Genomic DNA, 23,438 nt, shown 5'->3' with positions numbered 1-23,438 from the left:
GCGAAGCCGATACTTGTCCGTTTCTGTAAATTGAGGCCTCCCGGTGCATCGATCGTTGTCGATTTCCATGCCGCGTGACTATCGGATCGATTTTTTCCGGGGTTTGGCGCTCATCTCGATTTTCGTGAACCACATCCCGGGCAATTTATATTCGAACTTCACGCATCGGAACTTCGGCCTCTCGGACGCGGCCGAGATTTTCGTGCTTCTCGCCGGCATCTCGGCCGCGCTCGCCTATTATCCGCGCTTCGTCTCGGGCCAGTCGGGGCAGGCGGCCGGCCGCATCAGCAAGCGTATCGGCACGCTCTATGTCGCGCATCTGGCCTCGATCGCCTGCGGTTTCGCGATCTATGCCGGCGCCTCGCTCTGGCTGGAGCAGCCCGGCCTGATGATCCCGGATGAGCGGCACTGGATCGTCGAGCAGCCGGTGCGGGCCCTGGCCGGCATCGGCATGCTCACCTACCAGACCGGCAATTTCAACATCCTGCCGATGTACATGGTCATGATGGCGATGCTGCCGGCGATCATGCTTCTGGCGCGCATTCGCCTGTCCTTGGCGCTGGCGGCGAGCGTGGCGCTCTGGGCGATCGCCAATATCTGGCGCATCACCTTGCCGAGCTTTCCCGGCGGAGGCGGCTGGTATTTCAACCCGTTCACCTGGCAGTTGCTGTTCGTGCTCGGCTTCGTCGGCGGCGTCATGCTGCGGCGGGGCGACAGGCTGCGGCTGTCACGGCCGCTCTACGGGCTGTCGATCGCCTATCTCGTGGCCTCGGCCATCCTGGTCTTCGCCCATCTCTGGGATTATTTCCCGACCCTGCCGGAATGGGTCTGGCTCTCCGGCTTCAACAAGAGCTGGGTCGGATTTTTCCGCGTGCTGCATGTGCTGGCGATCGCCTATGTCGTGCTCTACAGCCCGCTGCCGGCCATGCTGGCGCGCTGGCTCGACCAGGGCAACTGGATCGTTCGGCTCGGGCGCCACACCCTGCCGGTGTTCTGGACGGGGACCATCCTCAGCGTGACCGGCCACATCATCCGCGAGAGCGTCTTCGGCCTGCCCAACGACCCGACCTTCACCGCCACGGGCATGGTGCTCGACACGGTGCTTATCGGCGTCGGGCTGAGCGTGCTGTTCGCGCTCGCCTGGTATCTGGACTGGACCGGGACCCCGCCGAAGCCGCGCCAGCGGCTGGAGACCGAGGCGCCGATCGGGTCGCCGCCGCGCGCCGTTCCGGCCGAATAGACTACCCCAAAGCAAAAGCGCCGCGTTGGACGCGGCGCTTCGCATGACCCTTTCGTCATCAATCAGTGAACGGTGTTCTCTACCTTCAGTCGGGCGATCTCGTCCTTCAGCTGCAGCTTGCGCCTCTTCATGGCCGCCAGCTCGAGCGTATCGGCGCTCGGATGGTTGGTGACCTGGTCGATCTCCCTGGAGAGCGCCTCGTGGCGACGCTCCAGCTCGGCAAGATGCGATTCGATGGACATTAAAACTGCCTCCCTTCGTTGATCGATGACGGCACGCGGATCGTGCCATAGACGGGGGTTGCTGTGAACCGGGATCTGTCACGAGCCGGTCATCTCCGGTTCGCTTGTAAACCGGCTCACTTTGGATCTGTGCCTTGGGGGCGTCCGGTTCAAGAGGGGACGGCGAGATACAGTGCTCGCGCCGGCCCGGCGGAGCATGTATCGTCGCGCTTCGGCGCCGTCAGGGGCCGGGCGGAACTCGGCGAGGTTGGGGCGTATGACCGAGGAAGAAGAGCGGGAAATCCGGTTCGAGCTGGCGCGGTTGCGGCAGGAGCACAGCGATCTCGACGCGGCCATTTCCGTCATGTCGGAAACCGGCAAGATCGATCCGTTGCGGATCCAGCGCCTCAAGAAGCGCAAGCTGGCCCTGAAGGACCGGATCGTCGCGCTGGAGGATCAGCTCTTGCCGGACATCATCGCCTGATCGCAGGCCATCGCCTCGAGCAGAAGCCGGTCGGCCGTTGCGATCACCTGGTCGGCGGTCGCGCCCGGCTCGATCATCACCACCGCCGAGCGCGTGGCCAGGCTGGCCTGCCCGTCGAGAACGTCTGCCAGGCCGGCGATGGCGCGCTGCAGGCCGAGCACGCGGTGGCCGCAATCCGCCGTGGTGGAGTTCCACAGCACGACCGCGAACTGCTCGTTGCCGGTCCGGGCCGTCACGTCGCAGGAGCGGATGCCGGCGCGCAGCGTTTCGCCGATCAGGCGCAGCGCGCGGTTCAGGCCGCTCTGCCCCTGGGCGTCGCGGATCGCGTCCATGCCGTCGACATCGATCAACCCGATGCCGCAGGTCATCGGATAGCGCGTCTGGAAAGCGATCGCCCGCTCGATCTCGCGGATGAAGGCGCGGCGGTTGAGCAGTCCGGAAATCGGCTCTTCGGCGGCTTCCACTTCCAGCGCGGCGATGCGGTGCTGGCTGGCGTCGAGCGCGCGGCGCAGCGCCGCCACTTCTTCCGAAAGCCGCATGACCAGCGACCGCTGCTCGACCGGGAGGTCCGCGGATCCACTCGCATCCTCGGTCTCGCGACGACGGGCGGCCGGCCTCGGATCATATCCGGGGACGACGAGGTTTTGCGGCTTGAGGGCGGGTGCGCTGGACATGGGGCGATTTTGCCCGCGCTTGGTTCAATTCTGGTTAACGACGGGTAAGGCTGTTTCCGCGCCTTGCGGCGAGGGCATCCCTCTCTATAATCCGCGCCTTCCCGCAATGTCGGAGACGAGAGCTTGGCAGAGACTACGGCGCCAATCGCCATCATCATGGGCAGCCAATCCGATTGGCAGACGATGCGGCACGCGGCCGAGACGCTGGATGCGCTCGGTGTCGCGCACCAGGACCGGATCATCTCGGCGCACCGCACGCCGGACCGGCTGATCGAATTCTCCAAGACGGCGCGCGACAAGGGCTTCAAGGTGGTGATCGCCGGCGCCGGCGGCGCGGCGCATCTGCCGGGCATGTGCGCCGCGATGACGCCGCTGCCGGTGCTGGGCGTGCCCGTCGAATCCAAGGCGCTTTCCGGCCAGGACAGCCTGCTCTCGATCGTGCAGATGCCGGGCGGGATTCCCGTCGGCACGCTGGCGATCGGCAAGGCCGGCGCGATCAACGCGGCGCTGCTCGCCGTCGCGATCCTCGCCCTCAACGACGCGGCGCTTGCGGCGCGTCTCGATGATTGGCGCGCAGCCCAGGCCGCGCGGGTTGCGGAGAGCCCTTCGGATGACGTCTAGCAAGATGCTGCCGCCCGGCTCGACCATCGGCATTCTCGGGGGTGGGCAACTGGGCCGGATGCTGGCCACCGCCGCGGCCGAGCTCGGCTTCCGCTGCCATGTCTATTGCCCGGACGGCGAAAGCCCGGCTTTCGACGTCGTCGCGGCGCGGACCACGGCGGCCTACGAGAACCAGGCGGCGCTCGCGGCCTTCGCCGGCTCGGTCGACGTCGTCACCTATGAGTTCGAGAACGTGCCGGCCGATACCGCATCCTTCCTGGCCGAACAGGTCGATGTCCTGCCGAGCCCGCATGCGCTGGCGGTGTCGCAGGACCGCCTCTCCGAAAAGGAGCTGATGCAGAGCCTCGGCATTCCGGTGGCGCCCTTCGCGCAGGTCGAGGACCTCGCATCCCTGGAGGCGGCCCTGGAGGCGCTCGGCCGGCCGTCGATCCTGAAGACGCGCCGCTTCGGCTATGACGGCAAGGGCCAGGTGGCGATCCGCGCCGGCGACGACGCGGCGGCGGCCTGGGAGTCGATCGGTCGCCGGCCGGCGGTCCTGGAAGGCTTCGTCACCTTCGTCCGGGAGGTCTCGGCGCTGGTCGTGCGCGGCCGCAACGGCGAGACGTCGGTCTACGACATCGTCGAGAACGTTCACCGCAACCACATTCTCGCGACCTCGACGGTTCCCGCGCAGCTTTCGGCCGCAACCACAGAGGCTGCTCGGGAAATCGCGGCCAGGGTGGCGGGCGCGCTTGATTATGTCGGTCTGCTGGCGGTCGAGATGTTCGTCGTCGAGGAGGGAGGCAGCGAGCGGCTGCTCGTCAACGAGATCGCGCCGCGCGTGCACAATTCCGGCCACTGGACGCAGGATGGCTGCATCGTCTCGCAGTTCGAAAACCACATCCGCGCCATTGCCGGCTGGCCGCTGGGCTCGACCGAGCGTCACTCCAACGCGGTGATGACCAATCTGATCGGCGCCGAGGCCGACGACTGGGCGACCCTCGCCGCCGAGCCGGGCGCCCGGCTGCATCTCTATGGCAAGGCCGAGAGCCGGCCGGGCCGCAAGATGGGGCACGTCAACCGGATCTATTCCAAGGCCGGCTAGCGGCGCGCCAGGGCGTCTGGATCCGCATCCCGGCATGCAGGCCGGGCATCAGGATCGGCCACGGCCCGCAACACCGCCCCGATCCCAGTTCAGGCCGGCGATGCGGGGATCGGCGACAAAGGCATCGGGCGGGAACTCCAGCGCCTGGCGCGGAAACTCGCAGAGCGCCTGCACGCCGCTGGCGCTCAGCCGGATGCGCCAGGTCTGGCGGTCGCCGGGAAGGGGGCGCGCAAAGGCGCGGCACATCAGGACCGCCAGATTGCCGCCGCCCGCGGGATCGCGCACCGATCGGTAGCGGATCATCTCGGCATCGGCCGCGCGGGCGGCCTCGGCGAAGGCCTGGCAGCCCGCATAGTCGGTGCGGTCGGTCCAGATCACCGCGTCGTCGGACAGCGGCGGCGCGGTGAGGTCCAGCAAGCGCCCGGTCGCCACCTCGGCGGAAAAGGCCGTGTATTCGGCCGCATCCTTCGGCCAGGGGGTGGCCGGCGACTCCGCGAAGAACAGCAGCCGGTAGAACGCCATTTCCGCCACCGCCGTTTTCGGATCCTCGGCGGCGTAATAGACGCCGAGCGTCCGCCCCGCGCGGCGAAAGCGCGAGCCATAGGGATAGATCGAGCCGTAGCGGAACGGCGTCGCCAGCAGGAAATCGAGATGGCGGCACTCCGGCGGGATCGCTGGCTTGGCCGCCTCGATCAGGTCCTCCAGCAGAGCCTGCTCGGCCAGCGTATCGGTCAGCTTGAGCGTCGAGATCCGATGCTGCGCCTCGACCAGGCGCCAGCACGGTCCGGCGAAGCTGCGGAACTCAGACGAGAGCGCGACGCGCGTCCAGATAGGCGATGACATCGACCAGCCCGCTCACGGTTTGCAGCTTCTCGATCGGCCGGGCGTCGAGGACGAGATTGGGATTGTCCAGCCAGGCTCTGGCGACGGCGCCATCGCCGCCGACGATCGCGTCGAGCGAGCGGAACAGTCGGATGAACAGGACGGCGAGTTCGAACGGCTTGGTGCCGGGTTCGAGCCGGAACTCGTCACGCCGCATTCGCGATACCGTCGCCTCGCTGACGCCGATCGTCGCCGCCAGCACCCGCGCGGTCAGGCGCAACTGGTCGGCGGCGCGAAGCGCCGCCTTGGTGATGACCGGACCGGCTTCGGGCCGGGCGGCAGGTTGAAGCTTCAGCATCGCCATTTCCTTTCCAAAGGAAATATAGGGTGCATTTCTTTCTATGGAAAGAACCGATCGCCTGCGATCTCGCATGCGTCCTCGCGCCGATTGACCCGGCGCAGGGCGGAGTCTATCGCATTCGGACACCGGCTGAGCCGCCGTCCCCGCGATTTCGGAGCGTTTCCTTGCCCTCTATCGAAGAAAGCTGGTTCGCAGCGGCCGCCATATCCTCCGCGCGGGTGACGCCCTTCCCGCAAGGTCCGTTCCGCTTCTTCGCGCTTGATGTCGAAACCGCCAACAATCACCGAGGCAGCATCTGCCAGATCGGCGTGGCCTGCGTCCGCCCGGACAACAGCATCGAGACCTGGGTGACCCTGGTCAATCCGCAGACCCGAATCTGGCTCTGGAGTGGCCTGCACGGCATTACGGCCGAGAGGGTCGAAGGCGCGCCAACCTTCGCGGATGTGCTGCCGGTGCTGGAGGGGGCGCTGCGGGGCCACACGGTCTACCAGCATTCCGGCTTCGACCGTAGCGCCGTCGCTGCCGCCTGCGCCGATATCGACCTCGTGGCTCCCGCCTGGCAATGGCACAACAGCGTCCAGGTGGCGCGCGCTGCCTGGCCCGAACTGAAGGGCAATGGCGGGCATGGCCTTGCCAGCCTCAAGGCGCATCTGGGGCTTCGGTTCAACCATCACGATGCCGGCGAGGATGCGCGCGCAGCGGCGGAAGTCGTGCTGCACTCCCAAGGCGTCCGGTCGGCACCCCGCGGGAAGCCCTGGCAAGTCGGCGACGAGGCCTTCTAGCCGAACCGCCTGCGACAATTGACCCGGCGCATGACAGCCTCTATCGCATGCGGCAATGCACAATCCGCAAAGCAGGGGCGCCGAACGGGCCATGATCGTGCTGGAAGGCGTCAGCCATGATTTCGACGACAGGCCTGTCCTGGTCGAGATCGACCTCGCCCTGCGCGAGCGACGCATCGGCATCGTCGGCGCCAATGGTTCCGGCAAGAGCACCTTCGCGCGCTTGCTGAACGGCCTGGTCCTGCCGAGGACCGGCCGCGTGCTGGTCGACGGCGTCGATACGCGGAAGGACGTCAAGGCGATCCGCCGCAAGGTCGGCTTCGTGTTCCAGAACCCCGACCACCAGATCGTCATGCCGATCGTCGGCGAGGACCTCGCCTTCGGCCTCAAGGCGCGGAAAGTGCCGAAGGCCGAGATCGCGGGTCGGATCGACGCGGCGCTCGCCTGCTACAATCTCGGCCATCTGCGCGAACGGCCGGTGCATCTTCTTTCGGGTGGCGAAAAGCAGCTGGTGGCGCTCTCGGCCGTGCTGGTCACCGACCCTGAAATCGTCGTGTTCGACGAGCCGACGACCCTGCTCGATCTCCGCAACCGCAACCGGGTGGCGGCGGCCATCGACGCGCTGCCGCATCCGGCCCTGGTGGTCAGCCACGATCTCGACCTGATCGCCGGTTTCGAGCGCGTGCTGATGATCGAGGATGGCCGCGTCGCCGCCGACGGCCTGCCGTCCGAGGTGCTGCCCTTCTATCGCGAGCGGATGCGATGACCATTGGGCTCTATCACCCCGGCCATTCACCGCTGCACCGGCTCTCCGCCGGCACCAAGGTCACGGGCCTGCTGGTCGCCTCGCTGGCGCTGTTCCTCACGCCTTCGGTCTGGTTCGCGTTCTGGAGCGTGCCGGTCGCCTTCGCTGTCTATCTCTCGACCGGCGCGCCGTTCCGCCGGCTGATGGCGCAATTGCGCGGCCCTGCGATCCTGCTCGGGCTCGTCCTCGCCTTCCATCTGCTGTTTGGTTCCGTCGCGGACGGTCTGCTGGCCGTGACCCGCTTCGCGACGCTGATCCTGCTCGCCAGCGCCGTGACGCTGTCGACGCGGATCTCGGAAATGGCGGAACTGGTCGAATGGGGGCTCCAGCCGCTGAGGCCGGTCGGCGTCAATCCGGAGAAGGTCGGGCTCGCCATCGCGCTCGCCATCCGCTTCGTGCCGCTGATCGCGGAGGAATTCCGCCATATCCGCGAGGCGCAGGCCGCGCGGGGGCTCGCCGCCAATCCGCTGGCGCTGATCGTGCCGCTCGTGATCCGAACGCTGAAATCCGCCGACGAACTCGCCGACGCCATCGAGGCGCGCGGCTATGAGAGATAAAAGCCATTCAATCGGGATAGGGGACCCAATCCGATGACCAAGGACGTATCGACCCGCGACATCGTCTATATCGCGCTGTTCGCGGCCCTGATGGCGGCGATCAATCTGGTGCCGGCGATCCAGATCGGTTTCCTGCCGGTGCCGATCACGGCGCAGACGCTCGGCGTCATGCTGGCGGGCAGCTTGATTGGCGCCAAGCGCGGCGGCCTCGCCATCCTGCTGTTCGTGTTGTTGGTCGCGCTCGGCCTGCCGCTGCTCGCCGGCGGCAATGGCGGCCTGTCGGTGTTCTTCGGCCCGACGGCCGGCTTCATCCTGTCCTGGCCGATCGCCGCCTTCGTCACCGGCTGGCTGACCGAGGTGAACTGGCGCCGGATGAACGCGATCTGGTTTTTCGTGTTCTCCGTGATCGGCGGCGTGGTGGTCGTCTACCTGATCGGCATCCCGTGGCTCGCCATGGTGGCCAAGCTGTCGCTCTGGGACGCGACCAAGGGCTCGATGATCTTCGTGCCGGGCGACCTGATCAAGGCCGGCGTCGCCGCCGTGATCGCCGAGACGGTGCGCCGCTCCTACCCGCTGATGCAGACGGTGCGGTAACGCATCGTTACCGGATCGCTAACAGGATCGGCGCTGTTAACGGGCGCCGATCCCCCAGCTCTCGGCGATCAGTTCGACCGAGCGCAGCCGCGCCGAATGCTCGTAGACATCCGAAACCAGGATCAGTTCGTCGGCGCCCGTCTCCTTGACCAGCGCGTCGAGGCCGGCGCGGACCGTCGCCGGCGATCCGACGATCGAGCGGGCCAGCATCTGCTTCGCCTGCGCCCGTTCCATCGGCCCCCAATAGGTCTCGATGTCGTCGATCGGCGGCTTGGAAAGCCCGCGCGCACCCTTGAAGATATCCGCGAACGACATCTGCTGCGTCGTCGCCAGCCGGGTCGCCTCGGCATCCGTCTCGGCCGCGATCACATTGACGCCGACCATCGCATAGGGCCGGTCGAGCTGTTCCGACGGCTTGAAGCGGCTCTTGTAGATCTCCAGCGCCGGCAGCAGCAGGTCGGGCGCGAAATGCGAGGCGAAGGCATAGGGAAGGCCGAGTTCGGCGGCCAGCATCGCGCCGAAATTGCTCGATCCGAGGATCCAGAGCGGCACCTCGGTGCCCGCCGCCGGCACGGCGACAATGCGCTGGTCCGGTCCGGCCGGCGCCAGAAACGCCTGCAATTCCAACACGTCCTGGGGAAAATTCTCGGCATTGCCAGGCGAGCGGCGCAGCGCGCGCAGCGTCATCTGGTCGGTGCCGGGCGCCCGGCCGAGGCCTAGATCGATGCGGCCGGGAAACAGCCGCGCCAGCGTGCCGAACTGCTCGGCGATGATGTAGGGCGCATGGTTCGGCAGCATGATGCCGCCGGCGCCGACGCGGATCGTCTGGGTGCCGGCCGCGATATGGGCGAGTACGATCGAGGTCGCCGCACTGGCGATGCCCGCCATGTTGTGATGCTCGGCCACCCAGATGCGGTTATAGCCCCAGCGCTCCGCATGGGCGGCGAGGTCGCGGGCATTGTCGAGCGCGCCCCTCGCATCCGTCTCTTCCGTCACGCGTACGAGTTCGAGAATGGACAAGGGCGTCATGGCAATCCCCAATCATGCGGCAAAGGGCCGGAAAAGACTTCGCCCGGCCGAGGTCGGCCGGGCGATAACATTCGTTAGATCCGCAGCTTAGCGAGCGACGCGGACGCCGATCGCGATCGGCTGCTCCAGAAGGCTCGTCTCCGAGACGAAGCCTTCCGGCTGGTCGTCGGTCGGGCGCAGCGTCTCGGCCAGCGTTTCGGCCCGGATCGTCTCGGCATGGTCGACGAGCACGTCGCCGAGGCCATTGGCGATCTTCACCTCGATATGGATGCGGTCGGCGATCTGGAAGCCGGCTTCCTTGCGCGCCACCTGCACCAGGCGGATGAAGTCGCGTGCGATGCCCTCGCGCTCCAGCGCCTCGTCGACATGCGTATCGAGCACGACAACGCCGGCCGAGCCGTCGAACGGCGCCGCATCGACGCCGTCATTGGCCTGGAACTTGAGGAAGTACTCGCCCTTGGCCAGCACCACGCCGCCAACCTCGACAGCCTCGTCGGCGCCGAGCTTCCACTCGCCGGCCTTCGCGGCCGCAATGACATTGCGCAGCGCCGCGCCCAGCCGCTTGCCGACAACCGGCAGGTTCGGCGTCAGGATCGGATGACCATAATCCGACGGAGTCGTCGAGAATACGACGTTCTTGACGTTCGCCTCGTCCTTGAGCAGGTCCTGGACCTTGATCAACTGGTCGACGTCCGTCGGGTGGGCGACGGTCAGCGTGGTGAGTGGCTGGCGCGTGCGCAGGTTCTTGACGGTGCGGATCGAGGCCGCGGCGGAAGCCACGGCGCGCGCCAGATCCATCCGCTCGACCAGAGCCGCGTCATAGTCGAACGCCGCAGCATCCGGCCAATCGGCGAGGTGCACGCTCTCGCCGTTGACCAGCGCGCGGTGGATGTGCTCGGTCAGGAACGGCAGGAACGGCGCCAGCGCACGCGTCATCGTGACCAGCACGGTGTAGAGCGTGTCGTAGGCCGCCTGCTTGTCGGCATCCTTCTCACCCTTCCAGAAGCGCTCGCGTGACCGGCGGATGAACCAGTTGTTGAGCGCCTCGATAAAGGGCGGGAACGCGCTGGTGGCGCCGGCGAGATCGAGCTTCTCCATCGCCGCGTCGATGCCGCGGATCAGATCCGCAGTTTTCGCCAGCATATAGCTGTCGAGCTCGGCCTCGGCGGTCGTGACCATCCGGCCCTTGATGCCGTCGATATTGGCGTAGAGCGTGAAGAACGAATAGGCGTTCCAGATCGGCAGGAGGACCTGGCGCACGGTCTCGGCGATCGTGCGGCCGTCCTTCGGCATGGCGAGATCGCCGCCGGAAAGCAGCGGAGACGACACCAGATACCAGCGCAGCGCGTCGGCGCCGTAGGTGTTGAACACCTCGATCGGGTCCGGATAGTTCTTCAGCCGCTTTGACAGCTTCTGCTTGTTCTCGTCGAGCACGACGCCATGGCAGATCACCGAGCGGAACGGCGCCTTGTCGAACAGGGCCGTCGACATCACCATCAGCGTGTAGAACCAGCCGCGCGTCTGCGCGACATATTCCACGATGAAATCGCCCGGGAAGTGGCTCTCGAACCAGTCCTTGTTTTCGAATGGGTAATGCACCTGCGCGAACGGCATCGAACCGGATTCGAACCAGCAATCCAGCACGTCCTCGACACGGCGCATCACCGACTTGCCGGTCGGATCGTCCGGGTTCGGGCGGGTCAGATCGTCGATATAGGGGCGATGCAGGTCATGCGGACGCACGCCGAAATCACGCTCGATCTCGTCGATCGAACCATAGACGTCGAGGCGCGGATAATTCGGATCGTCCGACTTCCAGACCGGGATCGGCGAACCCCAGAAGCGGTTGCGGCCGATGTTCCAGTCGCGCGCATTCTCCAGCCACTTGCCGAACAGGCCGTCCTTGATGTGGCCCGGCACCCAGTCGATGCCCTGGTTGAGCTCGACCATGCGGTCCTTGAAGGCCGAGACCTTCACATACCAGGAGCGCAGCGCCTTGTAGATAAGCGGCTGGTCGGTGCGCCAGCAATGCGGATAGTTGTGGTCGTAGGTCTCGTGGCGCAGGACCGCGCCCTGGGCCTTGACGTCGCGGATGATGTCCTTGTTCGCCTCGAAGACGTTCATCCCCTGGTAGGGCGGCGTCAGCTCGGTGAAATTGCCGGCGAAGTCGACCGGATCGACGACTGGGATGCCGTTCGACTGCGACAGCGCCATGTCGTCCTCGCCGAAGGCGGGAGCGATGTGGACGACGCCGGTGCCGTCGGTCATCTCGATGAAGGCGGCGGCATGCACGCGGAAGGCGCCCGCTTCGCGCTCGCCGGCGAAGAAGGGGAACAGCGGCTGATAGCTGCGCCCGACGAGATCGGCGCCGGAAACGGTCCCGACTTCGGTGTAATCGGCCAGCTCATGGGCGTAGTTGGCAACCAGCGGCGCGCCGAGGATGACGCGCTGGCCATCCTTTTCCAGCACGGCGTAGTCGGCATCGGCCTTGATCGCGAGCGCCATGTTGGACGGCAGGGTCCAGGGCGTGGTCGTCCAGGCGAGCAGGCGCGTCGGCACGCTCTCGCCGGCGACCGGATCGAGCAGGAAGCCGACCGTCAGCGCCGGGTCCTGGCGCATGCGGTAGGAATTGTCGAGCCGGGTCTCGAAGTTCGACAGCGGCGTCTGCGCGGCCCAGCTGTAGGGTACGACGCGATAGCCTTCATAGATCAGGCCCTTGTCGTGCAGCTGCTTGAACGCCCACATGGTGCTCTCCATGAAGGAGAGATCCATCGTCTTGTAATCGTTCTTGAAATCGACCCAGCGCGCCGAACGGGTGACGTAATATTCCCAGTCCGACGTGAACTGCTGCACCGAGGTGCGGCAATGCTCGTTGAAGCGAGCCATGCCGTATTTCAGGATCTCCAGACGTCCGGAGACGCCGAGTTCCTTTTCCGACTGCAACTCGGCCGGCAGGCCATGGCAATCCCAGCCGAAACGACGATCGACGACCTTGCCGCGCATCGTCTGATAGCGCGGCACCAGGTCCTTCACGAAGCCGGTGACGAGATGGCCGTAATGGGGAAGGCCGTTGGCGAAGGGGGGGCCGTCATAGAAGACGAATTCCGTCGCACCCTGTTCGCGGCGCTGCTCGATCGAGCGTTCGAAAATCGTGTTCTCCTTCCACCAGGCGCCGATCGCTTCCTCGATCTTCGGAAAGGACGGCGACGGCTCGGCGGCGGGATAGACGGTCTTCGGCTCTGTCATGGCGGGTGTCTTTATTCTGGCGGAAAACGGCAGCGAATTCCGGGACGGAAATTGGCGCCTTCGATAGCGCCTTTGCGGCAAGCGCGCCACCCCCAGGGGGCAGCGCAGATATGGGAGACGACGACCAAAGTTGTAAGGGCCTGCAACGACCCGCGCTGTGCAAGCCCGTCCAGTCCTTGGCCGATCGAGTTTTGCGGGCGGCAGAGCGGCTGTCCTGCCTCGATCGAACGAGCGTTGGAAACCGGGTCCTCCCGTGGCCTCGCCCCCCAGGGTACCTCGGTCTTTCCGCTGCCACCGCCTTTTCAAGCATGGGCCGGGATGGATTCAACCGACAGGGGGTGCGGCGAGGGGCTTCAGGCCGGCTGAACCTGACGGCGTGGCAGTGGCGGGAAGGCGAGGGCGATCGCCACCGCGCCCAGGCCTACGATCGACGAGCCGATGAACAGCCACGCATAATTCTGGAAGGTGTCGAAGATCCAGCCGCCGATCCAGGGCCCGAGCGCCATGCCGACGCTCGACAGCAGCGTCGCGGCCCCGAGCACCGCGCCAAGGTTCTTCTGGCCGAAATAATCATGCGCCAGCACGGCATAGAGCGGCATCACGCCGCCATAGGCCGCGCCGAAGATCATCGCGAGCAGGTAGAACTGCTCCAGTTGGCCGACGACACTGTAGGCGGCGATGACGATCGCCTGCACCAGCAAGCCCGCCACCAGAACTGGCTTGACGCCGAGCCGGTCGGCGCCGACGCCGAGCAGGATGCGTCCGCCGAGCCCGGCCAGCCCCTCGACGCTGTAGATGCTGACGGCGGCCATCGGCGAGACGCCGCAGACGATGGCATAGCTCACCATGTGGAAGATCGGGCCGGAATGGGCGGCGCAGCAGGCGAAGAAGGTGAGCCCGAGGATCCAGAACTGCGGCGAGCGCAGCACGTCGCGCATCTGCATGCCGCCGGGTTCGCCGGCCGGCGCGCCGGCCTGGGCCAGGGCCAGCGCTGCCGGAGGCCGCCGCAACAGCAGCGTCGCGGGCAGCAGCACCACCCAGGTGCCGATGCCGATGGCGAGCATGGCGAAGCGCCAGTCATAGGCGGTGATCAGCCAGCGCGCGAAGGGCGAGATCGTCATCGGCGCCATGCCCATGCCGGCCGAGACCAGCGAGACGGCGAGGCTGCGATGGGTGGTGAACCAGCCGGTCACCGCCGCGGTGACGGGCGCGAAGAAGGCGCTGGCGGCGAGGCCCACGAGAATGCCGTAGGTCAGCTGGAAGGCGAGCAGCGAGGTCGCCCGGCTGGCCAGCACCAGCGCCAGTCCGAGCAGCAGCGAGCCCGCCAGCACGACGATGCCGGGTCCGAAGCGATCGCTGGCCGTGCCCCATGCAATGCCGGCGACGCCCATGACCAGGAAGTTAAGCGTCATGGCGCTGGAAATGCCGGCCCGTGACCAGCCGGTGTCGAGCGACATCGGATCGAGAAAGACGGCGAGCGAGAACATCGTGCCGATGGCGACACAGCCCATCAGCGCGCCTGCGAAGACGACGAGCCAGCGGTTGAACCTGCTCATGCTGCGAATCCCTCCAGAGCGTCGCGGGCGGGCGCGATGCCTGCTTTCCGCCGCCGATGAAGCCTTGACGAACGAGGAAGCGCGGTTTCGACAAGGTGGTGCGGATTTTATGCGGGAATTTGCGGGAGGGCCTTTTCTTCGGTGTCCGAATGGGAAAGCGCGCGATGGCTCTTCCGCTCCGCCGACCCATTGGCTAGAAACACACTCATGACCCAGAACCTCACCGCTCTCCTCCCGATCGTGAAAGCCGCGCCGGTTGTTCCGGTGCTGATCATTGATGACGTCAAGACCGCCGTACCGCTCGCGCGGGCGCTGGTCGCCGGCGGCCTGACGGCGCTCGAAGTGACGCTGCGCACGCCGGCCGCCCTCGATTGCATCCGCGCGATCAAGGCCGAGGTCGAAGGCGCCAATGTCGGCGCCGGCACGATCCTCAACCCGAAGCAGTTCGACGAGGCCGTCGCGGCCGGATCGACCTTCCTCGTCAGCCCCGGCGCCAGCCCGAAGCTGATCGCGCATGCGGCCGGTTCGCCGGTGCCGCTGCTGCCGGGCGTCGCCACGGCCGGCGAGGCGATGTTCCTGCTGGAGGAAGGCTATGGCGCGGCCAAGTTCTTCCCGGCCGAGCAGGCCGGCGGCGCGCCCTACCTGAAGGCGCTGTCGTCGCCGCTGCCGGGCCTGATATTCTGCCCCACCGGCGGCGTCAGCCTGAAGAATGCGCTGAGCTATTTGTCGCTGCCCAACGTCATGTGCGTCGGCGGCTCGTGGGTCGCACCGGCAAGCGCGATCGCGGCGGGCGACTGGGCTGGTATCACCACCCTGGCGCGCGAAGCCTTCGAACTGCGCGCCGCCTGAGTTCGCGATCCGGCGCTTCCCTCTGTCGCTTGCGTGGAGGGCGCTCCGAAGTCTTCGCCGGCAAAGAAGATTGTTTCGCGGCAATCACAATAGGTTCGCAAGGCCGCGTCTGCGCAGAGCAGGGGCGGCCTTTCCTTTTCCGCGATCGATTTCATGACGATGATTTTGCCCGCCGAGGCGGGATCTTGCCTTGTCGTGGCAACCGGTGCTCACTACTTCCCTCGAAGCGCATTGGCGCGGCTTTTTGGATAGGGAAGAGTGAGATGATCGACGGCAAGAGCATTCTCGACCAGCTACTCGGCGCGACGACCGGGCAAGGCGGCGGCCAGGGACAGGGCGGCCTCGGTGATCTCAGCCGGATGAGCGGTTCGCTCGGCAGCGGGGGCGGACAGCCGGCCTCGCCCGGCGCGGGGTCCGGCGGCCTCGGTGACCTTCTGGGCGGCATGCTCGGCGGCGCGGGCGGTGGCGCGGCCGGTGGAGCCGGCGCTGGTGGTCTCGGCGACCTGCTCGGCGGTATCATGGGCGGCAATGGCGGCGGCTCGGCCCCCGGCGGGTCGCGCGGCGGTCTCGGCGACGTGGTCGGCAAGGTCACGGAATATGCCAAGCAGAATCCCGGTCTTTCGACGGCGGCGGCCGGCGGCCTCGCCGCGGTGCTGTTCGGCGGCAAGGGCCCCAAGCTCAAGGCCGACGCGCTGACCCTGGGCGGCCTCGCCGCGATCGGCACGCTCGCCTACAAGGCGTTCCAGCAATACAAGATCAACAATCCCGGCACGACCGCCTCGACGCCGCCGGTCGGCACCCCGGCCGCCCTGCCGCCGGCGGATTCGGCTTTCCATCCGGCCAATGCGCCAGGCGGCGCGGATGCGGTGGCGCTCTCGATCGTCAGCGCGATGATCGCCGCCGCCAAGGCGGATGGCACGATCGACGCGCAAGAGCGGCAGAAGATCCTTGGCAAGCTCAGTGAGGGCGGGCTGACGGCGGAGGAGCGCGACTTTCTGGATCGCGAGATGAACGGCCCGCTCGACATCAACAAGGTGGTCGATTCGGCGACCGGTCCGGAGCATGCGATCCAGCTCTACGCCGCGTCGCTGCTGGCGATCGATCCCGACCATCCGGCCGAGCGTGGCTATCTCGACATGCTCGCCGCCCGTCTGGGCCTCGATGCCGGCCTCAAGGCCTCGATCGAACAGGCCGTCGCCGGCGCTGCGGCGTAAGGGTCGGAGCCTCATAAAGACCCTCTCCCGCATGGCATGCGGGAGAGGGCGTCTAGCTTCACCCCTCCCTCAGGGAGAGGTGAAGGGAAGGGGCCTGTCGCCCCATCCCCCGCCCGCTTATGCGGCCTTGATGTTCGCCTGCAGGAATTCGTCGATGCGGGCGATCGCCTTGCGGATATTCTCCGTCGAATTGGCGTAGGAGAGGCGGATATAGCCTTCGCCATGGATGCCGAAATCCGGGCCGCCGATCGTGGCGACACCGGCCTGCTCCAGCAGCGCGGAGGCCAGCGGCTTGGCCTTCCAGCCGGTCGCCTTGATGTTCGGGAACGCGTAGAACGCGCCCTTCGGCGTGGCGCAGGTGATGCCCGAGATCTTGTTCATCTCCTCGACCACGACGGCGCGGCGACGGTCAAACTCCGCGACCATTGCATGCACTGCGTCCTGGGGGCCGGTCAGCGCGGCGAGGCCGGCGAACTGCGCCGGCGCGTTGACGCAGGACCAGCAATTCACGGCGAGCTTGCGCACCTTGTCGACCAGCGCCGACGGCCAGACCGAATAGCCCATGCGCCAGCCGGTCATGGCATAGGTCTTGGACCAGCCGTCGAGCAGGATGACGCGGTCGCGGATCTCGGGATAGGAGAGCAGCGAGGTGTGCTCCAGCCCGTCATAGATCATCTGGCCGTAGATCTCGTCCGACAGGATGGCGACATTGGGCCACTTGGCGAGGCCGGCGACGAGCTTGTCGATCTCGGACTTCGGCGTGACGCCGCCGGTCGGGTTGGCGGGCGAATTCAGGATGATCAGGCGGGTCTGCGGCGTGATCAGCGCCAGCGTCTCCTCGGCCGAGAAGGCGAAGCCGTTCTCCTCGCGGATCGGCACGGCGACCGGATTGGCGCCGGTGAACTCGATCATCGAGCGGTAGATCGGGAAGCCGGGATCGGGATAGAGGATATCGGCGCCGGGTTCGCCGAACATCAGGATCGCCGCGAACATCGTCACCTTGCCGCCCGGCACCACCACGACATTGTCGGGCGAGACCGGCGCGCCGGTGCGCTTCGACACATCGGCGGCGACGGCCTCGCGCAAGGGGAGGATGCCGGTCGCCGGCGTATAGCCGTGCTCGCCGTCGCGCAGCGCCTTCACCGCCGCCTCGACGATATGCTCTGGCGTTTTGAAGTCGGGCTGGCCGATGCCGAGATTGATGATGTCGCGGCCCTGGCGGGCGAGATCGGTGGCGCGGGCGAGCACCGCGAAGGCGTTCTCCTCGCCGATGCGATCGAAATTGGCGACTGTCTGGAACATATGTAGCCTCCCTGGGTATGTCCTTGCGGCGGCTGATTTTGTTGCGCGCCGGGATCAGACGATCCTTGATTTCGTATGATGTTTCAGCGCATCCTCACGCCAAAATCAAACTCGATTTTCCGGGAGCCTCTTACCATGTCATCCAACACGCCGCTCAAGCTTCGTTCGCAGTCCTGGTTCGATAATCCGGATAATCCCGGCATGACCGCGCTCTACATGGAGCGCTATCTGAACTATGGCCTGACGCGCAAGGAACTGCAGTCCGGCAAGCCGATCATCGGCATCGCCCAGACCGGTTCGGACCTGTCGCCGTGCAACCGCCACCACCTGGTGCTGGCCGAGCGCGTTCGCGAAGGCGTGCGCGAGGCGGGCGGCCTCGTCATGGAATTCCCCGTCCATCCGATCCAGGAAACCGGCAAGCGCCCGGGTGCGGCACTCGACCGCAACCTCGCCTATCTCGGCCTGGTCGAGCTGCTCTACGGCTACCCGCTGGACGGCGTCGTGCTGACGATCGGCTGCGACAAGACCACCCCGGCCTGCCTGATGGCTGCCGCCACCGTCAACATCCCGGCGATCGCGCTTTCGGTCGGCCCGATGCTGAACGGCTGGTACAAGGGCGAGCGCACCGGCTCGGGCACCGTCGTCTGGAAGCAGCGCGAGCGGCTCGCCGCCGGCGAGATCAACTATGAAGAGTTCATGGAGATCGTCGCCTCGTCCGCGCCCTCGACCGGCTATTGCAACACGATGGGCACGGCCTCGACGATGAACTCGCTGGCCGAGGCGCTCGGCATGCAGCTCCCGGGTTCGGCCGCCATTCCGGCGCCGTATCGCGAGCGCCAGCAGATCGCCTATGAGACCGGCAAGCGCGCCGTCGAGATGGTCTGGGAAGACCTGAAGCCTTCCGACATCATCACCCGCGAAGCGATCGAGAACGCCATCGTCGTCAATTCGGCGATCGGTGGCTCGACCAATGCGCCGATCCACATCAACGCCATCGCCCGCCATATCGGCGTCGAGGTCTCGGTCGATGACTGGCAGACCGTCGGCCACAAGGTGCCGCTGCTTGTCAACCTGCAGCCGGCCGGCAAGTATCTCGGCGAAGACTTCCAGCATGCCGGCGGCGTCCCCGCCGTCGTCTCCGAGCTGATGAAGCACGGCCTCATCCATGAGAATGCGATGACCGTCAACGGCAAGACGATGGGCGACAACTGCCGCAAGGCCGAGATCGAGCTGCCCGACGTCATCCGCACCTTCGACACGGCGCTGGTGCACGATGCCGGCTTTATCGTGCTGCGCGGCAATCTGTTCGACAGCGCCATCATGAAGACCAGCGTGATCTCGAAGGAATTCCGCGATCGCTACCTGTCGAACCCGAGCGATCCCGACGCTTTCGAAGGCCGCGCGATCGTGTTCGAGGGGCCGGAGGACTACCACCACCGCCTCGACGATCCGGCGCTGGAGATCGACGAGCACTGCATCCTGTTCATCCGCGGCACCGGCCCGATCGGCTATCCGGGTGCAGCCGAGGTCGTGAACATGCAGCCGCCGGCAGCGCTCATCAAGCGCGGCATCCTCTCGCTGCCCTGCGTCGGCGACGGTCGCCAGTCCGGCACGTCGGGTTCGCCGTCGATCCTGAACGCCTCGCCGGAAGCCGCCGCCGGCGGCGGTCTGGCGCTGCTCAAGATGAACGACCGCGTCCGCATCGACCTCAACAAGGGTTCGGCCAACATCCTGATCTCGGATGAGGAACTGGCCGAACGCCGTGCGGCGCTCAACGCCCAGGGCGGCTTCCATGTGCCGCCGAGCCAGACGCCGTGGCAGGAAATCCAGCGCGCGATGACCGACCAGCTTGCCGATGGCATGGTCCTGAAGCCCGCCGTCAAGTACCAGAAGGTTCACCAGACCTACGGTATCCCGCGCGACAACCACTAAGCCTTCTTGGGAAGCCCAAGGCTTTCCGGATCGCTTCGATAGATGCTCATGACCGGCCCCGTGGCCGGTCATGTTGTTTTCGGGTGCGTCCCTCACCTCTCCCTCTGGGGAGGTTGAAGCGAAGCTCCGGGTCAGGGTTTAGGGAACCATCCGGATCGATCGCCAGTCAGGAGAGCTAGTTGCGGTGAGGCCGTAAACCCTCACCCGCCGGCCTGCGGCCGTCGACCTCTCCCTCAGGGAGAGGTGAAGGACTTCCGCGCAGAGTCGCCCCGCCGCCGGGCGACGGCGGAGTAAGGGACCCTCACCCCAGCCCTCTCCCGCGGGCGGGAGAGGGGGCGGTTCCAGCCTTTCCAAGCGTCTCCGCGTCGAGGGCGCGCGCTGGCGGAAAGCCCTCGCCCGCTTGCGGGAGAGGGTGGGGTGAGGGGCTTGATTGGACTTCGCTGGCGATGTTGCAACTCCCGCGACGCTTTCACCGCCGGTGGTTCTGGGCCTAGGCCTTCGCAGGGGCGACGACGGCGTTTGGCCCAATTTGTGCAACAGCCCAGCCGGCCCAATTCCATCCCGGTCGATCTTCGCTTAAATAGCGCTTCCCCATGCAAGCGGAGGCTGCTTTGCCGCAACTCAGGATTTCGCCGGAAGGCATCGCCGAGCACTTCTGGCTCGTGCCGGACAACAAGCCCGCCTTCGCCATCGAACCGGACGATCTGGACCTCTCCGACGATCTGCTCGACCGGATCGAGGCCTGGGGCGACGCGTTCGACGCTGTCTTCGATCCGGCCAATCCTCCGGCGACGCGCTTCGCCTCGCCGGAGGCCGAGATCGTCTGGCGCGCCGAGGGCCATGCGATCGCCGCCGCCATCCGCGAGGAACTGGGCGATGATTGGGACGTCGAGACGCGTTTCTGACGCAAGGGGGGGAACGATGAGCAAGCTGAACCGGGCGTGGCACGACGCCAATCCGATGCCGGAAAACCCGACGATCGACCAGCGCGTCGAATGGCATCTGGCCCACACCGCCCATTGTGGCTGCCGGCCGATTCCCCGCCTCGTGCTCGAGGAAATGGCGCGGCGCGGGATCGCGGCGCCCGAGACGTCGCGCTGAGCCATATCCCCCAACGCCGGGTCTCCAGGCCTAAGGCGTTGCAGGAGCGCGCTTTCTCCGCGCAAACCGCTTTCCACTTCGCTCGAAAACGCTCTAGGATCGACGCGTCGGAAGGTGAGGGGCAAAGATGACATCGATATCGGCGCGGCGCGCCGCCTTTCGCAGGCTGCACGAGTCGGGTTGTTTCGTCCTTCCCAACCCCTGGGACATCGGCAGCGCGCGTCTGCTGGCCGGGCTGGATTTCAAGGCGCTCGCCACCACTTCGGGCGGCTTCGCCTTCAGCCGCGGCCTGCCGGACGGCGCGGTTTCGCGCGATGTGATGCTGGCGCATGTGGTGGAGATCGTCGAGGCCACCGATCTTCCCGTGAACGCCGATTTCGGCAATGCCTTCGCCGATGACGCGGAAGGCGTCGCCACCAATGTCAGCCTCTGCGTCGACACCGGCGTCGCCGGTCTCTCCGTCGAGGACATGGCATCCGACCGTTCGCTCTATGGCTTCGACCATGCGGTCGAGCGCATCCGCGCGGCGCGCGCCGCCATCGACGCGTCGCGGCAGGACGTGCTGTTGACCGCGCGCAGCGAGGCGCTGCTGATCGGCTATCCCGATTCGCTGAACGAGGCCTGCCGCCGCATTGCCGCCTTCGCGGAAGCCGGTGCCGATGTGTTGTTCGTGCCGGGCAAGCTCGACGCCGCCGCGACCGCCGCCGTGCTTTCGGCAGCCGGCGGCAAGCCGGTCAACGTGATCGCGCTCGATCCGGCGCAATCGATCGCCGGGATCGCCGCCCAGGGCGCGCGGCGGATCTCGCTCGCGACCGGGCTTGCCCGCGCCGCCTATGGCGGGTTCCTGCGGCTGGCGCGCGAAGTGGCGGGGGCCGGGACCCTGACCGAACTGGCGCAGGCCGAGCCCGGCGCCGATCTGAACCGCGCCTTCGCGCCCTTTGCCAGAGCGATCCAATCGTGACATCGACTGCAACGCTGCCCGTGGGCATCGAGCTTGATATCCCGCCGGGGCAAAGACCCGGCCGCGTCCGGCTTGAAGGTCGCTTCGTCGACCTCGTGCCGTTCGATCTCGCCACCCATGGCCGCGACCTATACGATGCCTCGAGCGGGCCGGAGAATGACGGGCTCTGGCCTTATCTCTGGCAGGGCCCCTTTACCGATTTCGAGAGCTTTTCCGCGCACTATGCGGAAGCGGCGAACAAGGACGATCCGCTGCTGTTCGCCATCCTGGACCGGAAGTCGGGCCGCGCCGTTGGCCATGCCGCGCTGATGCGGATCGTGCCGAACGACCGGGTCGTCGAGGTCGGCAACATCCTCTATTCGCCGCGTCTCCAGCGCACGATCGGCGCCACCGAGGCGATGTATCTGCTGGCGCGCTATGTCTTCGACGATCTCGGCTATCGCCGCTACGAGTGGAAGTGCAACGATCTCAACGCGCCGTCGCAGCGCGCCGCCCGGCGCTATGGTTTCCGCTATGAGGGCACGTTCCGCCAGCACATGATCGTCAAGGGCCGCAACCGCGACACGGCCTGGTTCTCGATGCTCGACAGCGAATGGCCGCGCGTGAAGCAGGGCTTCGAGGCCTGGCTCGACCCTGCCAATTTCGACGCCGAGGGGCGGCAGAGAGCGAGCCTCGATACCGGCGGGGCGGAGACCGCGCCGTGAACCGGCCGCCGCGTCGCGGCGGCCCGGACGACCGTCTCGCCATCGAGGCGCTGCAGAGGGCTGCCTATGCCCGCAACCGCGAACGGCTGGGCGTCCAGCCACTGCCGCTGCTCGCCGACTATGCCCGCCTGTTCGACACGCATGAATTCTGGCTGCTGGACGGGGTGACGGCGCCTCGGGGGCTTCTGGTGCTGGAGAAGCGGCCGAAGGACCTGCTGGTCTGGAGCATCGCGGTCTCGCCAGTGGCGCAGGGTCAGGGCGTCGGCAACCGCCTGCTGGAATTCGCCGAGACGCGGGCGCGCGAGCTCAGGCGCTGGAAGCTGCGACTCTATACCGGCGAAAAGCTCGTCGAGAACATCGCCTGGTACCAGCGGCACGGATACGCGATCGAAGGGCGGGAGGTGCTCGAGGATCGCACGATCGTTCACATGTTCAAGACAATCGACAAGAAAACGGGAGGAATTTCATGACGGGACGTCTCACGGGCAAGCGCGCCTTTCTGACGGCGGCCGGAGCTGGCATTGGCCACGCCACGGCGCTCGCCTTCGCGGCGGAGGGCGCCTATGTCATCGCCACGGACCTGAAGCCGGAGGGGATGGCGGATCTGAAGGCCGGCGGTGTCGCCGAGGTGCATGCGCTCGACGTGCGCTCGACCGAGGCGGTCGATGCGCTGGCGAAAGAGGTCGGGCCGGTCGACATCCTGTTCAACTGCGCCGGCTTCGTGCATCACGGCACGGCTCTGACCACATCGGACGAGGACTGGGATCTCTCCTTCGACATCAACGCCAAGGCGATGCACCGCACCATTCGCGCCTTCCTGCCGGGCATGCTGGCGAAGGGCGAGGGCTCGATCATCAACATCTCGTCCGGCGCAAGCTCCGTGCGCGGCATCCCGAACCGCTACGCCTATGGTGCTTCGAAGGCCGCCGTCGTCGGCCTGACCAAGGCGGTCGCCGCCGACTATATCCGCCAGGGCATCCGCGTGAACTCGATTGCGCCCGGCACGATCCAGTCGCCCTCGCTCGACGGTCGCATCGCCGAGCAGGCGGAAAAGCAGGGCAAGACGGTGGAGGAGATCCGCCAGCAGTTCATCGACCGCCAGCCGATGGGCCGCCTCGGCACCGCCGAGGAAATCGCCTCGCTGGCGATCTACCTGGCGTCCGACGAGTCGCGCTACACGACCGGCCAGGTCTATCTTTCGGATGGCGGGTTCTCGCTTTGAGAAGCTGAATCTTCCCATGGTCTGGCGCAAGCGGCGGGGATGCGACCCCTCCCCAAAACCGGCTCTGCCGGTTTTGA

At 66.6% G+C, this 23,438-nt stretch carries 25 protein-coding genes; 17 read left to right on the top strand and 8 right to left on the bottom strand.

The window, feature by feature from the left end:
- Positions 1-67: 67 nt before the first annotated feature.
- Positions 68-1,240: an OpgC family protein gene (locus OSH10_RS04405; RefSeq protein ID WP_266330332.1), complete on the top strand. Its 1,173-nt coding sequence runs from the start codon at positions 68-70 to the stop codon at positions 1,238-1,240.
- Between the two features lie 62 nt (positions 1,241-1,302).
- On the opposite strand, the gene OSH10_RS04400 is transcribed toward OSH10_RS04405, so the two are convergent.
- On the bottom strand, positions 1,303-1,482 hold the full coding sequence (locus OSH10_RS04400; RefSeq protein WP_266330331.1) for a YdcH family protein: 180 nt from the start codon (positions 1,480-1,482) through the stop codon (positions 1,303-1,305).
- Between the two features lie 256 nt (positions 1,483-1,738).
- On the opposite strand from OSH10_RS04400, the gene OSH10_RS04395 reads away from it, so the two are divergent.
- Positions 1,739-1,945 carry a YdcH family protein gene (locus OSH10_RS04395; RefSeq protein ID WP_266330330.1) on the top strand — a complete coding sequence of 69 codons (207 nt, stop codon included), beginning with the start codon at positions 1,739-1,741 and terminating at the stop codon, positions 1,943-1,945.
- Here OSH10_RS04395 and OSH10_RS04390 read toward each other — a convergent pair.
- Positions 1,918-2,619: a GGDEF domain-containing protein gene (locus OSH10_RS04390; protein WP_266330329.1), complete on the bottom strand. Its 702-nt coding sequence runs from the start codon at positions 2,617-2,619 to the stop codon at positions 1,918-1,920. The genes OSH10_RS04395 and OSH10_RS04390 overlap by 28 nt on opposite strands.
- A 156-nt stretch (positions 2,620-2,775) precedes the next feature.
- Here OSH10_RS04390 and purE point away from each other — a divergent pair, with 156 nt between their 5' ends.
- Positions 2,776-3,240, top strand: coding sequence for a 5-(carboxyamino)imidazole ribonucleotide mutase (gene purE / locus OSH10_RS04385; protein WP_266330399.1), 465 nt, complete (start codon positions 2,776-2,778; stop codon positions 3,238-3,240).
- Positions 3,230-4,324, top strand: coding sequence for a 5-(carboxyamino)imidazole ribonucleotide synthase (locus tag OSH10_RS04380; protein WP_266330328.1), 1,095 nt, complete (start codon positions 3,230-3,232; stop codon positions 4,322-4,324). Before purE ends, OSH10_RS04380 begins: the two co-directional genes overlap by 11 nt.
- Before the next feature lie 48 nt (positions 4,325-4,372).
- On the opposite strand, the gene OSH10_RS04375 is transcribed toward OSH10_RS04380, so the two are convergent.
- Both OSH10_RS04375 and OSH10_RS04370 read right to left on the bottom strand, forming a co-directional pair.
- Positions 4,373-5,167 carry an RES family NAD+ phosphorylase gene (locus OSH10_RS04375; RefSeq protein ID WP_266330326.1) on the bottom strand — a complete coding sequence of 265 codons (795 nt, stop codon included), beginning with the start codon at positions 5,165-5,167 and terminating at the stop codon, positions 4,373-4,375.
- Positions 5,127-5,504, bottom strand: coding sequence for an antitoxin Xre/MbcA/ParS toxin-binding domain-containing protein (locus OSH10_RS04370; protein WP_407660659.1), 378 nt, complete (start codon positions 5,502-5,504; stop codon positions 5,127-5,129). The genes OSH10_RS04375 and OSH10_RS04370 overlap by 41 nt, the downstream gene beginning before the upstream one ends.
- 167 nt (positions 5,505-5,671) lie before the next feature.
- On the opposite strand from OSH10_RS04370, the gene OSH10_RS04365 reads away from it, so the two are divergent.
- From OSH10_RS04365 to OSH10_RS04350, 4 genes are all read left to right on the top strand, one after another.
- A complete protein-coding gene (locus tag OSH10_RS04365; RefSeq protein WP_266330324.1) occupies positions 5,672-6,289 on the top strand; it encodes a 3'-5' exonuclease in 618 nt (205 codons plus the stop codon).
- 91 nt (positions 6,290-6,380) lie between these two features.
- Entirely contained in the window at positions 6,381-7,055 is a 675-nt protein-coding gene (locus OSH10_RS04360) for an energy-coupling factor ABC transporter ATP-binding protein (protein ID WP_266330323.1), read from the top strand.
- Positions 7,052-7,651: an energy-coupling factor transporter transmembrane component T family protein gene (locus OSH10_RS04355; RefSeq protein WP_266330322.1), complete on the top strand. Its 600-nt coding sequence runs from the start codon at positions 7,052-7,054 to the stop codon at positions 7,649-7,651. The genes OSH10_RS04360 and OSH10_RS04355 overlap by 4 nt, the downstream gene beginning before the upstream one ends.
- Positions 7,652-7,684: 33 nt before the next feature.
- On the top strand, positions 7,685-8,245 hold the full coding sequence (locus OSH10_RS04350) for a biotin transporter BioY (protein WP_266330321.1): 561 nt from the start codon (positions 7,685-7,687) through the stop codon (positions 8,243-8,245).
- A 36-nt stretch (positions 8,246-8,281) separates the two neighbouring features.
- On the opposite strand, the gene OSH10_RS04345 is transcribed toward OSH10_RS04350, so the two are convergent.
- The 3 genes from OSH10_RS04345 to OSH10_RS04335 all read right to left on the bottom strand — a co-directional run bounded on the left by OSH10_RS04345 (position 8,282) and on the right by OSH10_RS04335 (position 14,076).
- The gene (locus tag OSH10_RS04345; protein WP_266330320.1) at positions 8,282-9,274 is read right to left on the bottom strand and encodes an LLM class flavin-dependent oxidoreductase; all 993 of its coding nucleotides are present in this window, start codon (positions 9,272-9,274) and stop codon (positions 8,282-8,284) included.
- An 87-nt stretch (positions 9,275-9,361) separates the two neighbouring features.
- Complete coding sequence (ileS, locus tag OSH10_RS04340) at positions 9,362-12,520, bottom strand: isoleucine--tRNA ligase (protein WP_266330319.1); 3,159 nt, start codon at positions 12,518-12,520, stop codon at positions 9,362-9,364.
- Between the two features lie 353 nt (positions 12,521-12,873).
- A complete protein-coding gene (locus OSH10_RS04335) occupies positions 12,874-14,076 on the bottom strand; it encodes an MFS transporter (RefSeq protein WP_266330318.1) in 1,203 nt (400 codons plus the stop codon).
- Positions 14,077-14,283: 207 nt separating this feature from the next.
- Here OSH10_RS04335 and OSH10_RS04330 point away from each other — a divergent pair, with 207 nt between their 5' ends.
- Positions 14,284-14,925: a 2-dehydro-3-deoxy-phosphogluconate aldolase gene (locus tag OSH10_RS04330; RefSeq protein ID WP_266330316.1), complete on the top strand. Its 642-nt coding sequence runs from the start codon at positions 14,284-14,286 to the stop codon at positions 14,923-14,925.
- Between the two features lie 263 nt (positions 14,926-15,188).
- Positions 15,189-16,139, top strand: a complete 951-nt coding sequence (locus OSH10_RS04325; RefSeq protein ID WP_266330315.1) for a tellurite resistance TerB family protein — start codon at positions 15,189-15,191, stop codon at positions 16,137-16,139.
- 117 nt (positions 16,140-16,256) lie between these two features.
- On the opposite strand, the gene OSH10_RS04320 is transcribed toward OSH10_RS04325, so the two are convergent.
- The gene (locus OSH10_RS04320) at positions 16,257-17,441 is read right to left on the bottom strand and encodes a pyridoxal phosphate-dependent aminotransferase (protein ID WP_266330314.1); all 1,185 of its coding nucleotides are present in this window, start codon (positions 17,439-17,441) and stop codon (positions 16,257-16,259) included.
- A gap of 135 nt (positions 17,442-17,576) precedes the next feature.
- Between OSH10_RS04320 and OSH10_RS04315 the strand changes: the two genes are divergently transcribed.
- From OSH10_RS04315 to OSH10_RS04285, 7 genes are all read left to right on the top strand, one after another.
- Positions 17,577-19,373: an IlvD/Edd family dehydratase gene (locus OSH10_RS04315; protein ID WP_266330313.1), complete on the top strand. Its 1,797-nt coding sequence runs from the start codon at positions 17,577-17,579 to the stop codon at positions 19,371-19,373.
- Positions 19,374-19,984: 611 nt separating this feature from the next.
- Positions 19,985-20,278 (top strand): hypothetical protein, encoded by a 294-nt coding sequence (locus OSH10_RS04310; RefSeq protein ID WP_266330312.1) that lies wholly within the window; start codon positions 19,985-19,987, stop codon positions 20,276-20,278.
- 16 nt (positions 20,279-20,294) lie between these two features.
- Positions 20,295-20,474 (top strand): hypothetical protein, encoded by a 180-nt coding sequence (locus OSH10_RS04305; RefSeq protein WP_266330311.1) that lies wholly within the window; start codon positions 20,295-20,297, stop codon positions 20,472-20,474.
- A gap of 127 nt (positions 20,475-20,601) precedes the next feature.
- A complete protein-coding gene (locus tag OSH10_RS04300; RefSeq protein WP_266330310.1) occupies positions 20,602-21,435 on the top strand; it encodes an isocitrate lyase/PEP mutase family protein in 834 nt (277 codons plus the stop codon).
- The gene (locus OSH10_RS04295) at positions 21,432-22,139 is read left to right on the top strand and encodes a GNAT family N-acetyltransferase (RefSeq protein WP_266330309.1); all 708 of its coding nucleotides are present in this window, start codon (positions 21,432-21,434) and stop codon (positions 22,137-22,139) included. The genes OSH10_RS04300 and OSH10_RS04295 overlap by 4 nt, the downstream gene beginning before the upstream one ends.
- Positions 22,136-22,609 (top strand): GNAT family N-acetyltransferase, encoded by a 474-nt coding sequence (locus tag OSH10_RS04290; protein ID WP_266330308.1) that lies wholly within the window; start codon positions 22,136-22,138, stop codon positions 22,607-22,609. Before OSH10_RS04295 ends, OSH10_RS04290 begins: the two co-directional genes overlap by 4 nt.
- Positions 22,606-23,361 carry an SDR family oxidoreductase gene (locus tag OSH10_RS04285; protein WP_266330306.1) on the top strand — a complete coding sequence of 252 codons (756 nt, stop codon included), beginning with the start codon at positions 22,606-22,608 and terminating at the stop codon, positions 23,359-23,361. Before OSH10_RS04290 ends, OSH10_RS04285 begins: the two co-directional genes overlap by 4 nt.
- Positions 23,362-23,438 lie beyond the last annotated feature (77 nt).

Origin of the sequence: Kaistia defluvii, assembly GCF_026343955.1 — a bacterium.
Lineage (GTDB): Bacteria > Pseudomonadota > Alphaproteobacteria > Rhizobiales > Kaistiaceae > Kaistia > Kaistia defluvii.
The sequence above is the reverse complement of the archived record's forward strand: the minus strand, read 5'-3'. Positions and strand labels throughout refer to the sequence as shown.

Excerpts from the sequence above, each read along its gene's own strand:
- OSH10_RS04335 (WP_266330318.1), bottom strand. The coding sequence starts at position 14,076 with ATGAGCAGGTTCAACCGCTGGCTCGTCGTCTTCGCAGGCGCGCTGATG.
- OSH10_RS04300 (WP_266330310.1), top strand. The coding sequence starts at position 20,602 with ATGACATCGATATCGGCGCGGCGCGCCGCCTTTCGCAGGCTGCACGAG.
- OSH10_RS04395 (WP_266330330.1), top strand. The coding sequence starts at position 1,739 with ATGACCGAGGAAGAAGAGCGGGAAATCCGGTTCGAGCTGGCGCGGTTG.
- OSH10_RS04350 (WP_266330321.1), top strand. The coding sequence starts at position 7,685 with ATGACCAAGGACGTATCGACCCGCGACATCGTCTATATCGCGCTGTTC.
- OSH10_RS04345 (WP_266330320.1), bottom strand. The coding sequence starts at position 9,274 with ATGACGCCCTTGTCCATTCTCGAACTCGTACGCGTGACGGAAGAGACG.
- OSH10_RS04285 (WP_266330306.1), top strand. The coding sequence starts at position 22,606 with ATGACGGGACGTCTCACGGGCAAGCGCGCCTTTCTGACGGCGGCCGGA.
- OSH10_RS04305 (WP_266330311.1), top strand. The coding sequence starts at position 20,295 with ATGAGCAAGCTGAACCGGGCGTGGCACGACGCCAATCCGATGCCGGAA.
- OSH10_RS04315 (WP_266330313.1), top strand. The coding sequence starts at position 17,577 with ATGTCATCCAACACGCCGCTCAAGCTTCGTTCGCAGTCCTGGTTCGAT.
- OSH10_RS04355 (WP_266330322.1), top strand. The coding sequence starts at position 7,052 with ATGACCATTGGGCTCTATCACCCCGGCCATTCACCGCTGCACCGGCTC.
- OSH10_RS04375 (WP_266330326.1), bottom strand. The coding sequence starts at position 5,167 with ATGTCATCGCCTATCTGGACGCGCGTCGCGCTCTCGTCTGAGTTCCGC.
- OSH10_RS04400 (WP_266330331.1), bottom strand. The coding sequence starts at position 1,482 with ATGTCCATCGAATCGCATCTTGCCGAGCTGGAGCGTCGCCACGAGGCG.
- OSH10_RS04405 (WP_266330332.1), top strand. The coding sequence starts at position 68 with ATGCCGCGTGACTATCGGATCGATTTTTTCCGGGGTTTGGCGCTCATC.
- OSH10_RS04325 (WP_266330315.1), top strand. The coding sequence starts at position 15,189 with ATGATCGACGGCAAGAGCATTCTCGACCAGCTACTCGGCGCGACGACC.
- OSH10_RS04390 (WP_266330329.1), bottom strand. The coding sequence starts at position 2,619 with ATGTCCAGCGCACCCGCCCTCAAGCCGCAAAACCTCGTCGTCCCCGGA.
- OSH10_RS04330 (WP_266330316.1), top strand. The coding sequence starts at position 14,284 with ATGACCCAGAACCTCACCGCTCTCCTCCCGATCGTGAAAGCCGCGCCG.
- OSH10_RS04380 (WP_266330328.1), top strand. The coding sequence starts at position 3,230 with ATGACGTCTAGCAAGATGCTGCCGCCCGGCTCGACCATCGGCATTCTC.
- purE (WP_266330399.1), top strand. The coding sequence starts at position 2,776 with ATGGGCAGCCAATCCGATTGGCAGACGATGCGGCACGCGGCCGAGACG.
- OSH10_RS04320 (WP_266330314.1), bottom strand. The coding sequence starts at position 17,441 with ATGTTCCAGACAGTCGCCAATTTCGATCGCATCGGCGAGGAGAACGCC.
- OSH10_RS04370 (WP_407660659.1), bottom strand. The coding sequence starts at position 5,504 with ATGCTGAAGCTTCAACCTGCCGCCCGGCCCGAAGCCGGTCCGGTCATC.
- OSH10_RS04360 (WP_266330323.1), top strand. The coding sequence starts at position 6,381 with ATGATCGTGCTGGAAGGCGTCAGCCATGATTTCGACGACAGGCCTGTC.
- ileS (WP_266330319.1), bottom strand. The coding sequence starts at position 12,520 with ATGACAGAGCCGAAGACCGTCTATCCCGCCGCCGAGCCGTCGCCGTCC.